We start from the raw sequence: 13987 nt of genomic DNA on the forward strand, positions 1-13987 counted from the left end.
CCAGTACGGCAGTACGTCCGTACGGCAGTACGTCCGTAAGGCAGTACGTCACGCAACGAGCGCAGCCGGCAGCGCGCCGAGCCCCCGTACACCGCGGCCACGGTGTGCGGGGGCTCAGCCCGTGCTGCCGGGGAGGACGATGCCGTTCTCGTAGGCGAACACCACGGCCTGGGCCCGGTCGCGCAGCTGGAGCTTGGCGAACATGCTGCCGATGTGGCTCTTCACCGTCGCCTCGGTCACGACCAGGTGCGCGGCGATCTCCGGGTTCGACAGGCCCCTGGCCACCAGGAGGAGGATCTCCCGTTCCCGTGGCGTCAGACCGGCCAGCACCGCGGCCCGCGGCCGGACCGGTGCGGCGCGGGTGGCGTAGTCCTCGATCAGCCGGCGGGTGATCGACGGCGACAGCAGGGCCTCACCGGCGTGCACGACGCGGATCGCCTCCAGCAGGCGGGCGCGCGAGGCGTCCTTCAGCAGGAAGCCCGACGCGCCCGCCCGCAGTGCGCCGAAGACGTACTCGTCCAGGTCGTAGGTGGTGAGGATCAGCACCCGGGGCGGGGAGTCGGAGGCGGTCAGCCGGGAGGTCGCCTCGACACCGTCCATGCGGGGCATGCGGATGTCCATCAGGACCACGTCGGGGCGCAGGGCGGCGGCTCGGGCCAGTGCCTCGTGGCCGTCGCCGGCCTCCCCGACGACCTCCAGGTCGTCCTGGGTGTGCAGGAACAGGCGGAAGCCGGTACGGATCAGCTCCTGGTCGTCGACGATCAGCAGGCGGATGGTCATGCCGCGCCCCCGGCATCCTCGACGGGCAGGCGGGCGGTCACCACGAACCCGTCGGCGGTACGGCGGGCGTCCAGGCTGCCGCCCGTCACCGCCGCACGTTCCCGCATCCCGAGGATGCCGTGCCCGGCGGCCGACGGGACCGGGTCGCGGCCGCCGTGGCCGTCGTCCTCGACCGTGACGTCCAGCCGGCTCCGGCCGTAGTGGAGCGTCACCGCGACCCGGGTGGGGTCGGTGTGTTTGAGCACGTTGGTCAGTGCCTCCTCGACGATTCGGTAGGCCGACAGCTCCAGGCCGTCGGCCAGCGGCCGGGCCTCGCCGGTGAACTCCAGCCGCACGGGCATCCCGGCCGTCCGATATCCCGAGACCAGTTCGGCGAGTTGGCCGAGCGACGGCTGCGGCCGCCACTGCGCGCCGTGCTCGGAGGCGCGCAGCAGGCCGAGGATCCGGCGCAACTCGGCCAGGCTCTGCTCCGCGTTGACCTCGACCCGTTCCAGGGTCTCGCCCGCGACCCGGGGGTCGGTCGGCAGGACGTCCCGGGCGCCGCGCACACCGATCAGCATGACGGTGACCGAGTGGGCGACGATGTCGTGGAGTTCGCGGGCGATGGCGGTGCGTTCCCGCTGCGCCGCGAGCTGGTCGAGCTGCGCGCGCTCGCGCTCCAGGGTGGCCGCGCGGTCCTCCAGCGCCCGGGTGTAGCGCCGCCGGGTCTGGAGGTACGAGCCGAGGGCCCACGCGCCGATCGGGACGGGCGGCGAGGAGATGCTCGCCAGCAGCAGGAACAGCGCCGTCGGGACGAGCGCCGCCACCGACACCCTCCGGTCGCGCAGGTCGGCGAGCGAGGCGAGGGCGACCACGACGGGCGCCCCGCCCGGCGAGTAGCCCAGCGGCACGAGCGCCGCGGCCCCCGCACAGGCCGCGGCGAGCACGCTCAGCGGGGCACGCCGGCGGAGGAGCAGGGTGGACCCGGTCAGCACCGTCACCACGACCGGGGTCACGGCGACCGGGGTCCCGTCGTCGAAGAGCAGCCCCAGCTCCACCCCGGTCGCGATCACCGCCAGCACGAGGTCGAACAGCGCCGAGCGGCGCGCGACCAGCAGGTCGTACGCCGCCCGGACCCGCCCGAAGAGGCCGTTCACGCCAGATCGCGCCGTCGCTCGACCACGACCGCGACCAGTGTGACCGCGACCGTCCACGCGGCCAGCACCCACCCGGCCGAGACCACCGACAGGGTCGTGTGGTGCGTCATCCGGCTCAGGACCCCGGCCGCGCCGAACGGCGTGAGATTGACGCCCGCTTCCCAGACGCCTGACAGCAGCGGGACCACCGCGAAGTTCACGACCAGCAGGACGACCACTCCCAGGACCGGGCTACGGATCAGGGCCCCGAGGGCGGCACCCAGGATCGTGGACAGGACGAACGCCACCAGGTTGCCCGCCACGACGGCACCGACGTCTCCCGAGGTGAGATCGGGACCCGGCTGGTCACTCAGCAGCGGCAGCGCGAGCCCGACCGACACCGCGGTCGTCAGCGCGCCGAGCAGGAGCCCGGTCAGCGCGTAAGCGGCAATTCTCGCCGACAGCACGACCCCGCGGCCACGGCGGCCCACCAGCGCCGCCGGTGCGGCCGTCCGGTGCCGGTACTCACCGGCCGCACCGACCAGCCCCCAGAGCAGGAGCAGGATCGGCATCGCCGACAGGGCCTCCTCCTTCTCGGGCACCTCGTCCAGCGTGCCCGACCACGCGGCGACCACAAGGGCGTTGAGAGCGGCGAACGCGACCGTGCCCACCGCGAAGCCCAGGACGGTCCGGGTGGTCACGGTCTTGAGCAGTTCGCCGCGCAGCAGATGGCTCACCGGTCCGCCCCTCCCGTGAGACCGAAGAACGCGTCCTCCAGCGACGCGGTCCGCTCGGTGATCTCCTCCAGCAGGACACCGTCGCGGTGGGCCAGCCGCGCCACCTCCGCGACGTCGAGCCCCTCGACCAGCAGCCCGCCCGCGTCGTCGGTCTTCGTGCGGCCACCGGCCGCGGTCACCAGCTCCGACAGGCGCTCGGCCGCGGCGGTGCGCACCGCGACCGCCTTCCTGCCGGACCGTTCGAGGTCCCGGATCGATCCCTCGTGGACCAGCCGGCCCCGTTCGATCACGAGCACGTCGTCGACGGTCCGGGCCGCCTCGCCCAGCATGTGGCTGGACAGCAGGACCGTGCCACCCTTCGCGGCCCGCTCCCGCAGCAATGTGCGCAACCAGCGGATGCCCTGCGGGTCCAGGCCGTTCACCGGCTCGTCCAGCACCAGGATCTCCGGATCGCCCAGGAGCGCAGCGGCGAGCCCGAGCCGCTGCCGCATGCCCATCGAGTACTTTCCGACCCGGCCCCCGGCCGCCTCCTCCAGGCCGACGAGTTCCAGCACCTCACCGACCCGGCGGCGGGGCAGTCCGGCCAGTGCGGCCAGCGAGCGCAGGTGCGCCCTGCCGGTGCGGCCGGGGTGGGCCCCGCACGGCTCGATGTGCACGCCCAGCAGGCGGGCGTCGGGTCTGAGTGCCGTGACCGGCGTGCCCCGTACGAAGGCCCGGCCCGCGGTCGGCCGGGCCAGTCCGACGACCGCTTTGAGCGCGGTGGTCTTCCCCGCCCCGTTCGGGCCGAAGAAGCCCGTCACCCTGCCCGTCCCGATCGCGAACGACAGGTCGTCGACCGCGGTTCTGCGGCCGTAACGCTTGGTCAGTCCCTCGACCCTGATGGCCGTCGCGTCCCCGGCACCTCGTGAAGAAGTCATGTCCACAGCCTCCGGCGCGGTGATCTCCCCGTCTTCCCCCCACGGTCGAAACCCGGACTCCCACCAGAGGCGGAGATCACCACCGCTTCCCGCGGGGAAGAGGTGAAGGCCGTGTGACCGCGCTGGAGTTGTCGTGCGCACGTCCTGGAGTCGACCTTGTGTACGGCCTGTGGAATCGGAAGAGTTAACGCTCGTCAACCAGCCTTCCGGTTCACGGGGTCCCCACAACCTCGCGGACCGACCCCCCACAGGAGGACGTGAGTTGAAGCACCGACGCATACCCAGGCGGCGGGCCGCCGTGGTAGGTGCGGGAATCACCGCACTGGTCGCGGCCGGAGTCACCTTCCAGACCGCGAACGCCAGCGAGGCCCCGCAGGCCGCCGCGCCCGAGACCCTCTCGGTCACGGCGGCCGGGAAGCTCGCCTCCACGCTGCTCGGCGACCTCGGCACCGACGCGGCCGGCACGTACTACGACGCGCAGGCCAAGAGCCTCGTCGTCAACGTGCTCGACCAGAGCGCCGCGCAGACCGTCGAGGAGGCGGGTGCCCAGGCCAGAGTCGTCGAGAACTCGCTCGCCGACCTGAAGAGCGCGCGCACCACGCTCACGCAGGACGCGACCATCCCGGGCACGTCCTGGGCGACCGACCCGACCACCAACAAGGTCGTCGTCACCGCCGACCGCACGGTCTCCGGGGCCGAACTGGCCAAGCTGACCAAGGTGGTCGACGGGCTGGGCGCCAAGGCGGAGCTCAAGCGGACCAAGGGCGAGTACAAGCCGTTCGTCGCGGGCGGCGACGCCATCACCGGAGGCGGCGGGCGCTGCTCGCTCGGCTTCAACGTGACCAAGGGCGGCGAGCCGTACTTCATCACGGCCGGCCACTGCACCGAGTCCATCTCGACCTGGTCGGACTCCTCCGGGAACGTCATCGGCGAGAACGCGGCGTCCAGCTTCCCGGACAACGACTACGGCCTGGTCAAGTACACCGCCGACGTGGACCACCCGAGCGAGGTGAACCTCTACAACGGCTCCTCGCAGGCCATCTCGGGCGCCGCCGAGGCCACCGTCGGCATGCAGGTGACCCGCAGCGGTTCCACCACCCAGGTGCACGACGGGACGGTGACCGGCCTGGACGCCACCGTGAACTACGGCAACGGCGACATCGTCAACGGCCTGATCCAGACCGACGTCTGCGCCGAGCCCGGCGACAGCGGCGGCTCGCTCTTCTCGGGCGACCAGGCCGTCGGCCTCACCTCCGGCGGCAGCGGCGACTGCACCTCGGGCGGCGAGACCTTCTTCCAGCCGGTGACGGAGGCCCTGTCGGCCACCGGCACGCAGATCGGCTAGCAGCACCCGCACCCCAGTGAAGTCCCGTCCCGCGCGCGAGGGGCGGGACTTCCGCGTGTCCGCCGAGGGCCCCCGCGTCCGTACGGCGGTCGGTCGGCCGGCGCGGCGAACGGTCGGCAGCCCGGCGCGGGCGAACGGTCAGTCGGCCGGCGTCGCGGGCGGAGGGTCAGTCGGCCGGCGTCGCGGGCGGCAGTTCCGTCTCCTGCCGCCCGCGGCGCGGCAGTACGGCCGCCAGCATCGTGATCACCGTTCCCGCGACCGCCCACGCCCACAGCACCAGCAGGGAGACGGTCACGTCGTTCCCCTTGAAGTAGGCGATCGAGCGGGCCGTCCAGGTGCCCGCACCGGGCGGCAGCCACGGGCCGATCGCCTTCCAGAACGGCGGCAGCATCGGCAGCGGGAAGGCGCCGCCCGCGCTCGGGTTGCCCGCGATCACCACCAGCAGGATCGCCAGACCGATGCCGACGATCCCGAACACGCCCTGGAGGGCCAGCGTGGCGGCGCCCACCGCGAAGGTGAGCAGCGCGCCGAGCCCCCACAGGTCCACCACGCTGCCGGGCAGCGCGCCCAGGACCGGCCCGATGATCACCGCGCCGCCGAGCCCGCCGACGATCGCGACCAGCGCCATCACGATCAGCCGGATCGCCGCCCGGCGCGGGTTGGCCGGCCGGGCGCCGGTGCTGATCGCCAGGATCGAGGCGCACAGGTAGCCGCCGACGCACCAGCCCACGACCAGGTAGAAGGACGACAGCCCGTCGAAGTCGTGGCGGGAGGCCGGGGCCACGTCGACCACCCGCACCGTGCGCCGCTCGGCCTGTTCCGCCTTGCCGGCGATGCCCTCCAGGGTGGTGGCGAGGACGGTGCCGCCGCCGGAGGCGACCAGCAGGGTGTCCGGTCCACCCTCGGGGTTCATGACCAGGGCGCCGTCGATCTCCCGGTTCGTGATCTGCCGCCGGGCGCTCGCCTCGTCGGCCACCGTGCGCGGGTCCAGCGGGGAGCCGGGCAGCCGCTCCAGCCGGTCCACGGTCTGCCGGGCGGCCGCTCCGGGCGCGACCACCCCGAAGGGCACGTCCTTCGGCCTCGGGTCGTGCAGCGCCCCCACGTAGGAGGCGATGAACAGCAGCTGGAGCGCGATCACGCCGAGCACGAGCAGGGTGGCCCGCGGGGTGACGGCGTCCTTCACCTCACCGAGGAAGGAGCCGCTTCGCGTGCCTCTTCGCGTGCCGGGGCCCGGTGTGTGCGACATGTCCCCACAGTCCTGGTCGGGGGGTGTTCGCGCAGGTGGGGCGGGGCCGAACGGATGTCGTACACACATTCGAGGATGGGGGTATGGTGGGTGGAGTAGCTGGGAACAGGCGTTCGATAATGGCGTTCGGGCATACGTGGTCATGCGTCGGTTCATGAGTCGGGAGGTGCGTGATGCCGGGTTTCACGCATCTGCACACCGTCTCCGGGTTCTCCGCCCGCTACGGCGCCTCCCACCCGGAGCGGCTGGCCGAGCGCGCCGTCGAGCGGGGCATGGACGCCCTCGCCCTCACCGACCGCGACACCCTCGCGGGCACGGTCCGCTTCGCCAAGGCCTGCGCGAAGGCGGGCGTCCGCCCCCTGTTCGGCGCGGAGCTGGCGGTGGCCGCCCCCGCGCCCGAGGCGGCCGACCGCACGGAGACCTCCGTACGCCGGGACCGGCGCCGTGCCCCGGTGCGCGGCGGCGCCTTCGTCGACGAGTCGGCCCCCCGGGTGACCTTCCTCGCCCGCGACGGCGCCCGCGGCTGGGCCGACCTGTGCCGCCTGGTCTCCGCCGCCCACACGGCCGAGGGCAGCCCGCTGCTGTCCTGGCCCGACAACCACGCCGACGGCCTGACCGTCCTGCTCGGCCCCGGCTCCGACGTCGGCCGCGCCCTCGCCGTGGGCCGTCCCGACCGCGCGGCGCGGCTCCTCGCCCCCTGGCGGGAGGTCTACGGCGACGCCCTGCGCCTGGAGGCCGTCTGGCACGGCCGCGAGGGCACCGGCCCCGGCTCCCTGCGGCTGGCCTCCCGCACCGTCGGCTTCGCCGCCGAGCAGGGGGTGCGGCCGGTGCTCTCCAACGCCGTCCGCTACGCCGACCCCGGCCAGGGCCAGGTCGCCGACGTCCTGGACGCCGCCCGCCGCCTGGTCCCGATCGACGCCACCAAGGAACTGGACTCCGGCGAGGCCTGGCTCAAGGACGCCGGTGCCATGCGGGACGCCGCCGAGCGGATCGTCGAGTCCGCGGGCTTCCGGCGCGACACCGCCCACCGGCTGCTGGAGCAGACCCGGGCCACGGCCGCCGAGTGCCTGGTCGACCCCGAGGACGACCTCGGCATGGGCGCCGTCCACTTCCCCGAACCGCACCTGGTGGGCGCCGGCCGCCGCACCGCCCAGCGGGCGCTCGCCTCCCGGGCGGCGGCGGGGATGGTGCGGCGCGGCTACGACCGGCGCCGGGACCGCCGGGAGTACTGGGAGCGGATGCACCACGAGCTGGACATCATCGCCCACCACGGCTTCGCCTCGTACTTCCTCACCGTCGCCCAGGTCGTGGACGACGTACGGCACATGGGCATCCGGGTCGCCGCGCGCGGCTCCGGCGCGGGCTCGCTCGTCAACCACCTGCTCGGCATCGCGCACGCCGACCCGGTCGAGCACGGGCTGCTGATGGAGCGGTTCCTGTCCAAGGAGCGGGTCGTGCTGCCCGACATCGACATCGACGTGGAGTCCGCCCGCCGCCTGGAGGTCTACCGCGCGATCATCGGCCGGTTCGGCACCGAGCGGGTCGCCACGGTCGCCATGCCGGAGACGTACCGGGTGCGCCACGCCATCCGCGACGTCGGCGCCGCCCTGTCCATGGACCCGGCCGAGATCGACCGGGTCGCCAAGTCCTTCCCGCACATCCGCGCCCGCGACGCCCGCGCGGCGCTGGACGAGCTGCCCGAGCTGCGGGAACTGGCGGGGGAGAAGGAGAAGTACGGCAAGCTCTGGGAGCTGGTCGAGGGCCTGGACGCCCTCCCGCGCGGCGTCGCCATGCACCCCTGCGGCGTCCTGCTGTCCGACGCCTCCCTGCTCTCCCGTACGCCGGTCATGCCGACCAGCGGCGAGGGCTTCCCGATGGCGCAGTTCGACAAGGACGACGTGGAGGACCTCGGACTGCTCAAGCTGGACGTGCTCGGGGTGCGGATGCAGTCGGCGATGGCGCACGCGGTCGCCGAGGTGGAGCGGGCGACGGGGGAGCGGGTCGACCTGGACGCCGTACCGGAGGGCGACCCGGCGACGTACCGGATGATCCAGTCCGCCGAGACGCTGGGCTGCTTCCAGATCGAGTCCCCGGGCCAGCGGGACCTGGTCGGCCGACTCCAGCCGTCGACCTTCCACGACCTCGTGGTCGACATCTCGCTCTTCCGGCCGGGACCGGTCGCCGCCGACATGGTGCGGCCGTTCATCGAGGCCCGGCACGGGCGGGCACCGGTGCGCCACCCGCACGAGGACCTGGCGGAGCCGCTGGCGGGGACGTACGGGGTCGTCGTCTTCCACGAGCAGATCATCGACATCGTCGCCATCATGACCGGCTGCGGACGCGGTGAGGCGGACCGGGTGCGGCGCGGTCTTTCCGACCCGGAGTCGCAGGGGCGGATCAAGGTGTGGTTCGCCCAGCACGCGACGGCGAACGGCTACGACGCGGAAACGATCCAGCGGACCTGGGAGATCGTCGAGGCCTTCGGCAGCTACGGCTTCTGCAAGGCGCACGCCGTCGCCTTCGCGGTGCCGACGTACCAGTCGGCGTGGCTGAAGGCCCACCACCCGGCCGCCTTCTACGCGGGGCTGCTCACCCACGACCCCGGCATGTACCCCAAGCGGCTGCTGCTGGCGGACGCGCGGCGGCGCGGGGTGCCGATCCTGCCGTTGGACGTGAACAAGTCCGGGGTCGCACACAGGATCGAACTGGTGTCTGAATCACGGAAGGCGCGGTCACGGAAGCCCGACGTGTGGGGCCTGCGCCTCGCCCTCTTTGACGTGCACGGCATCAGCGAGGCCGAGGCGGAGCGGATCGCCGAGGGGCAGCCCTACGCCTCCCTGCTGGACTTCTGGGAACGGGCCCGCCCCAGCAGGCCGCTGGCCGCGCGGCTCGCCCAGGTCGGCGCGCTGGACGCGTTCGGTGCCAACCGCCGCGACCTGCAACTGCACCTGACCGAACTGCACCGCGGCGCCCGGGGCGGACGCGGCGACCAGCTCCCGCTGTCCGGCGGCCGCAAGACCGCGTCGGCCGGGCTGCCCGACCTCACCTCCGAGGAGAAGCTCAGCGCCGAACTCGGCGTGCTCTCCATGGACGCCTCGCGCAACCTGATGGACGACCACCGCACCTTCCTGCGCGAGCTGGGCGTGGTGTCGGCCAAGCGGCTGCGCGAGGCCCGGCACGGGGAGACGGTGCTGGTCGCGGGTGCCAAGGCGGCCACCCAGACCCCGCCGATCCGCTCCGGGCGCCGCGTCATCTTCTCCACCCTGGACGACGGCTCGGGCCTGGTCGACCTCGCCTTCTTCGACGACTCGCACGACGCCTGCGCGCACACCGTCTTCCACTCCTGGCTGCTGCTGGTGCGCGGGGTGGTGCAGCGGCGCGGCCCGCGCAGCCTCAGCGTCGTCGGCTCCGCGGCCTGGAACCTCGCCGACCTGCTGGAGGTGCGCCGGGAGGAGGGCCTGGAGGGAGTCGCCGCCCGGCTGGCCGGGGCGGGCGGAAGCCAGGAGGGCGACGACCCCGGGGGCGGCCCGGCGCGCCGCCGCCTCGCCGGTTCGGACGGGCGGCCCGCGCCGGCCGGCTCCGCGGCCCAGGACCCGATGGAGCAGCGGAAGATCCGCATGTCCACCGGGTACGAGATGCACCCCTGGGCCGATCTGCGCCCCGCGGGCGAAGGGCCCGCGGTCGGAAGGAAGTTGTGGCACCAGAGTCCGGGGAGTGCGGGATGACGATCCTCTGCGTACGTTTCCAGCTGCCGCCGATGTACGAGGCGGCCCTGCCCGAACTGCTCGGTCTCCTCGAGGAGTTCACGCCGGTCGTCGAGGCGCTGCCGCCCGACGGCGCGCTGGCCGACCTGCGCGGCGCCGAGCGGTACTTCGGGCGGGACGCCGTGGAACTGGCCTCGGTGATCCGGGTGCGCGCCCTCGCGCTGTACGGCGTGGACTGCGTGATCGGCGCCGGTCCCGGCCCGATGCTGGCCCGCATGGCGCTGCGCGACGCCCGGCCGGGACTGACCCGGGCGGTGCCCGGCGGCGAGGAGCGCGCGTTCCTCGACGGCAAGCCCGTCGCCGCGCTGCCCGGAGTCGGCACCGCGACCGCCCGCACACTGTGCGAGTACGGCCTCGACACCCTCGGCAGGGTCGCCGCCGCGCCGCTGTCCACGCTCCAGCGCCTGGTCGGCGCGAGGACCGGCCGCGAGCTGCACGAGAAGGCGAACGGCGTCGACCGCGGCCGGGTCGTCCCCAACGGCGTCTCCCGGTCCCTGGCCGCCGACCGCCCCTTCGACCGCGACGAACTCGACCCCGACCGCCACCGCCGCGCCCTGCTCTCGTCCGCCGGGGAGCTGGGCGCCCGGCTGCGCGCCGTGGACAAGGTCTGCCGCACCCTCACCCTCACCGTCCGCTACGCCGACCGCTCCGCCACCACCCGCAGCCGCACCCTGAAGGAGCCGACCGCGCACTCGGCGGCCCTGACCCGGACCGCGTACGACCTGTACGAGGCGCTCGGCCTCCAGCGCGCCCGGGTCCGTTCGGTCGCCCTGCGCGCCGAGGGGCTCACCTCCGCCGAACAGGCTTCCCACCAGCTCACCTTCGACCCCGTGGACGAGAAGGTCCGCCGGATCGAGGAGGTCGCGGACCGCGCGCGGGCGAAGTTCGGGCCGAAGGCGGTGATGCCGGGGTCGTTGGCGGCGTGAGGCCCCCGCGGGTCAGTTGGCCCACGGGGGAGTGATCAGGGTGCCGTCGGCCAGCTCCGCGGTCAGGCCGACCGAGGTGGTGACCCAGGAGGTCGCGGTCCGGTCGGTGGGGTTCTCGACGGCGAAGGCGGCGCCGGCCTGGACGATCACCGTGTCCCCCGCGGTGAGGCGCTCGGTGCGGCCGTCGAGGGTGATCAGCAGCTCGCCCGTGAGCAGGTGGAAGACCTCCTCCCGGCTGACGGTGTGCGCGGGCGCCCTCGTCCCCGCCGGGATCTCGCCGCGCCAGGCGCAGAGTTCCTTGCTGCCGGTGCGGGGACTGGCGTACGAGACGAAGCGGGCGCCGTGGATCTCGTGGGTGACGCCTTCGGACGAGCGGACGACGGGCATGACAGCACTCCTCTGGAATTATGGTCAAGCAGCTTGACTATCGTCGGGACCCTTATAGTCAAGCTGCTTGACCAAAGTGTCAAGGGTGTTTCAATGCGGTCGTGCAGAACTCCGACGCCATGGCCCTCACCGCCGCCCTGCTCGCCGCGGCCGGCGGACTCACGCAGCGCATCCACGAGGGTGTCGTCGCCCGGGGCTTCGAGGGGGTGCGGCCCGCGCACGGCTTCGCCTTCGTCCGGCTCGCCCCGGACGGTGCGACGGTCACCGAGCTGGCCGTGCACCTCGGGATGACCAAGCAGGCCGCCAGTCAGCTCGTCGACGAGCTGGTCCGCAAGGGGTACGCCGAGCGCCGGCCGCATCCCGCCGACGCGCGCGCCCGGCTCGTCGTCATGACGGAGGCGGGGTGGGCCTGTACGCGGGCCGCGGAGGCGGCGGCCGCCGAGGCCGTGGGCGCGTGGGCCGAGGTGCTCGGCGAGGACGGGGTGCGCGCGCTGCGCGACGGTCTGCTGCGCGTGGCGCCGGGCGGGCCGATCCGGCCCAGCTGGTGACCCGGGCCCTTTATCACCTGCGCCACGACGGCGTCGGTTAGCACTGGAAGTTTTTACTGACGCGTAACTTCACACGTGCGCTACTCGCCCGTAACTTGACGAGTGAACAGCATCCCGTGATCCGGATCACAGGGCGTCCTGCCATCGAAACTCCCCTGCCCCGCAAGGAGATCACCCGATGCTGCCCTGGAGACGCGCGCTCAGACCCCTGACCGCCCTGCTGCTGACCGCCGCGGTCGCCCTGGTCCCCGCCACCACCGCCCACGCCGCGGACGCACGCCCCCACTCCGGCTGGAACGACTACACCTGCAAGCCCTCCGCCGCCCATCCCCGCCCCGTGGTCCTGGTCCACGGCACCTTCGGAAACTCCGTCGACAACTGGCTGGGCCTCGCGCCCTACCTGAAGAACCGCGGCTACTGCGTCTTCTCCCTCGACTACGGCCAACTGCCCGGCGTCCCGCTCTTCCACGGACTCGGCCCGGTCGACAAGTCGGCGGAACAACTGGCCGCCCACGTCGACAAGGTGCTCGCCGCGACCGGCGCCGCCGAGACCGACCTCGTCGGCCACTCGCAGGGCGGCATGATGCCCCGCTACTACCTGAAGTTCCTCGGCGGCGCCGCCGAGGTGAACGCCCTGGTCGGCATCGCGCCCAGCAACCACGGCACCACGCTGTCCGGCCTCACCCGCCTGCTGCCGTACTTCCCCGGCGTCGAGGACCTGCTGAACGAGCACACCCCCGCCCTCGCCGACCAGGTCGTCGGCTCCGACCTCCTCACCAGGCTCAACGCCGGCGGCGACACGGTGCCCGGCGTGCGCTACACCGTCCTCGCCACGAAGTACGACGAGGTGGTCACGCCGTACCGCGGCCAGTTCCTCGACGGCCCCGGCGTGCGCAACGTCGTGCTTCAGGACCTGTGCCCGCTCGACCTCTCCGAGCACCTGGCGATCGGGCTGTTCGACCGGATCGCCTTCCACGAGGTGACCAACGCCCTGGACCCGGCGCACGCCACGCCCACCACCTGCGCCTCGGTCTTCGGCTGACGGGCGGCCCGCGCCCCGGCCCCCGCCCCGGCCCACGCCAAGGCGGGGCTCGTCCGGCCCGAGCCGCCGGACGAGCCCCGCGTCCCCCGTGTCCCGGGGTCAGGCGCTGTGCCTGCCCCCGGCGGCCCGCCGGCGCACGGACGCGAACATCACGGCCGCGCCGACGGCCAGGGCGGCGGCGCCACCGATCGCGAGGTAGGGCGTGCTGTCGTCCCCGCCGGTCTCGGCGAGGTTCTCGGTGCCCGCACCGGCGGCCTTGACCTCGTTGGGCCCACCGGCCGCGGCGGCCTCGGAAGCCGGAGCGGCCGGAGCGGCCAGGTCGGCCGGGTCGGCCGGGTCCGTCGTCGTCTCGGCGTCCTGGTCGCCGTGGCCGTGGTGCTCGATCGTCGACTTGTCGGCGGCGGCCGCGATCTGCGCCTCGGACGGAGCGGACGCCTCGGGGGCCGGAGCGGCGGCGCCCGCGGCGTTACCGGCCGCCGTGCCGTCATCACCGCCGCCGCTCTCGCCGCCGCTTCCGCCGGCGCCTCCGAAGGAGACGTCCGAGCAGGAGTAGAAGGCTTCGGGGCTGTCCGAGCGCTGCCACACCGCGTACAGCAGGTGCTTGCCGGACCGCTCGGGCAGCGTGCCGGAGAAGGTGTAGAAGCCGCCCGAGGCGACCGGGTCGGTGGAGGTCGCCACCGGCGCGGACAGGTCCAGGTCGCCCCAGCCCAGCGCCTTGGACGGGTCGTAGCCCGGCTTGGTGATGTACACCTTGAAGGTGCCCTTGTGCGGGGCCGTCACGCGGTACTTGAAGGTGTACGAGCCGCTGCTCACGCCGGTCGCGGGCCAGTCCGAGCGGGCCAGGTCCAGGCCCTTGAACGCCGGGTCGTTGGCGCTGCACAGCTTGCCGTCCGGGATCAGTTCCCGGTGCTTGCCCGCGGCGTTGCCGATGCGGATGCCGTTCCAGTCGTAGAGCGCCTGGGTGCCGCCCGCCGCGACCGCTGCCTTGCACGCGGCCGACTTCGGGTTCTCGGGCCCCTCGGCGTGGCACTGCGACACCCGGCTGACCGGGTCGCCCATCGAACCGTGCGCCGAGGCGGGGGCGGCGGCCAACGTGGTCAGGGCGAGCGGGGCGAGACCGGCGACGGCGACGGCTGCGACCCTGCGGGGCACGGACGGTGCGGGCATGGGGAACTCCTCG

Annotated in this window: 12 protein-coding genes; 5 read left to right on the plus strand and 7 right to left on the minus strand. The window is 73.6% G+C overall.

All coding sequences use genetic code 11. From position 1 onward, the window contains the following. Positions 1-114: 114 nt before the first annotated feature. From B9W62_RS30410 to B9W62_RS30425, 4 genes are read right to left on the minus strand one after another with little or no spacing between them, the layout of a single operon-like run. A complete protein-coding gene (locus B9W62_RS30410) occupies positions 115-780 on the minus strand; it encodes a response regulator (RefSeq protein ID WP_087810146.1) in 666 nt (221 codons plus the stop codon). After that, a complete protein-coding gene (locus B9W62_RS30415) occupies positions 777-1916 on the minus strand; it encodes a sensor histidine kinase (protein WP_087810147.1) in 1140 nt (379 codons plus the stop codon). The genes B9W62_RS30410 and B9W62_RS30415 overlap by 4 nt, the downstream gene beginning before the upstream one ends. Beyond that, positions 1913-2632 (minus strand): ABC transporter permease, encoded by a 720-nt coding sequence (locus tag B9W62_RS30420; protein WP_087810148.1) that lies wholly within the window; start codon positions 2630-2632, stop codon positions 1913-1915. Before B9W62_RS30420 ends, B9W62_RS30415 begins: the two co-directional genes overlap by 4 nt. Continuing rightward, complete coding sequence (locus B9W62_RS30425) at positions 2629-3549, minus strand: ABC transporter ATP-binding protein (RefSeq protein ID WP_087810149.1); 921 nt, start codon at positions 3547-3549, stop codon at positions 2629-2631. Before B9W62_RS30425 ends, B9W62_RS30420 begins: the two co-directional genes overlap by 4 nt. Before the next feature lie 262 nt (positions 3550-3811). Between B9W62_RS30425 and B9W62_RS30430 the strand changes: the two genes are divergently transcribed. Continuing rightward, positions 3812-4894, plus strand: a complete 1083-nt coding sequence (locus tag B9W62_RS30430) for a S1 family peptidase (protein WP_087810150.1) — start codon at positions 3812-3814, stop codon at positions 4892-4894. A 166-nt stretch (positions 4895-5060) separates the two neighbouring features. On the opposite strand, the gene B9W62_RS30435 is transcribed toward B9W62_RS30430, so the two are convergent. Then, positions 5061-6140 (minus strand): ABC-2 transporter permease, encoded by a 1080-nt coding sequence (locus B9W62_RS30435; RefSeq protein WP_087810151.1) that lies wholly within the window; start codon positions 6138-6140, stop codon positions 5061-5063. A 173-nt stretch (positions 6141-6313) separates the two neighbouring features. On the opposite strand from B9W62_RS30435, the gene B9W62_RS30440 reads away from it, so the two are divergent. After that, positions 6314-9865: a DNA polymerase III subunit alpha gene (locus tag B9W62_RS30440; RefSeq protein WP_087810152.1), complete on the plus strand. Its 3552-nt coding sequence runs from the start codon at positions 6314-6316 to the stop codon at positions 9863-9865. Then, positions 9862-10830: a DNA polymerase Y family protein gene (locus B9W62_RS30445; protein ID WP_087810153.1), complete on the plus strand. Its 969-nt coding sequence runs from the start codon at positions 9862-9864 to the stop codon at positions 10828-10830. Before B9W62_RS30440 ends, B9W62_RS30445 begins: the two co-directional genes overlap by 4 nt. A gap of 12 nt (positions 10831-10842) precedes the next feature. Here B9W62_RS30445 and B9W62_RS30450 read toward each other — a convergent pair whose 3' ends face one another. Continuing rightward, entirely contained in the window at positions 10843-11217 is a 375-nt protein-coding gene (locus tag B9W62_RS30450; protein ID WP_087810154.1) for a cupin domain-containing protein, read from the minus strand. A 101-nt stretch (positions 11218-11318) separates the two neighbouring features. Between B9W62_RS30450 and B9W62_RS30455 the strand changes: the two genes are divergently transcribed. Then, a complete protein-coding gene (locus B9W62_RS30455) occupies positions 11319-11765 on the plus strand; it encodes a MarR family winged helix-turn-helix transcriptional regulator (RefSeq protein WP_087810155.1) in 447 nt (148 codons plus the stop codon). A gap of 178 nt (positions 11766-11943) precedes the next feature. Beyond that, on the plus strand, positions 11944-12807 hold the full coding sequence (locus tag B9W62_RS30460; protein WP_087810156.1) for an esterase/lipase family protein: 864 nt from the start codon (positions 11944-11946) through the stop codon (positions 12805-12807). Between the two features lie 99 nt (positions 12808-12906). Here the strand turns inward: B9W62_RS30460 and B9W62_RS30465 are convergent, their stop codons facing one another. Next, entirely contained in the window at positions 12907-13974 is a 1068-nt protein-coding gene (locus B9W62_RS30465; RefSeq protein WP_087810157.1) for a lytic polysaccharide monooxygenase auxiliary activity family 9 protein, read from the minus strand. Positions 13975-13987 lie beyond the last annotated feature (13 nt).

The sequence above is a fragment of the Streptomyces sp. CS113 genome, from assembly GCF_002188365.1.
GTDB classification, from domain to species: domain Bacteria; phylum Actinomycetota; class Actinomycetes; order Streptomycetales; family Streptomycetaceae; genus Streptomyces; species Streptomyces tendae.

Bases quoted from the DNA above. Each gene is read 5' to 3' on its own strand.
- B9W62_RS30410 (WP_087810146.1), bottom strand. From the start codon at position 780: ATGACCATCCGCCTGCTGATCGTCGACGACCAGGAGCTGATCCGTACC.
- B9W62_RS30425 (WP_087810149.1), bottom strand. From the start codon at position 3,549: ATGACTTCTTCACGAGGTGCCGGGGACGCGACGGCCATCAGGGTCGAG.
- B9W62_RS30435 (WP_087810151.1), bottom strand. From the start codon at position 6,140: ATGTCGCACACACCGGGCCCCGGCACGCGAAGAGGCACGCGAAGCGGC.
- B9W62_RS30440 (WP_087810152.1), top strand. From the start codon at position 6,314: ATGCCGGGTTTCACGCATCTGCACACCGTCTCCGGGTTCTCCGCCCGC.
- B9W62_RS30445 (WP_087810153.1), top strand. From the start codon at position 9,862: ATGACGATCCTCTGCGTACGTTTCCAGCTGCCGCCGATGTACGAGGCG.
- B9W62_RS30450 (WP_087810154.1), bottom strand. From the start codon at position 11,217: ATGCCCGTCGTCCGCTCGTCCGAAGGCGTCACCCACGAGATCCACGGC.
- B9W62_RS30460 (WP_087810156.1), top strand. From the start codon at position 11,944: ATGCTGCCCTGGAGACGCGCGCTCAGACCCCTGACCGCCCTGCTGCTG.
- B9W62_RS30465 (WP_087810157.1), bottom strand. From the start codon at position 13,974: ATGCCCGCACCGTCCGTGCCCCGCAGGGTCGCAGCCGTCGCCGTCGCC.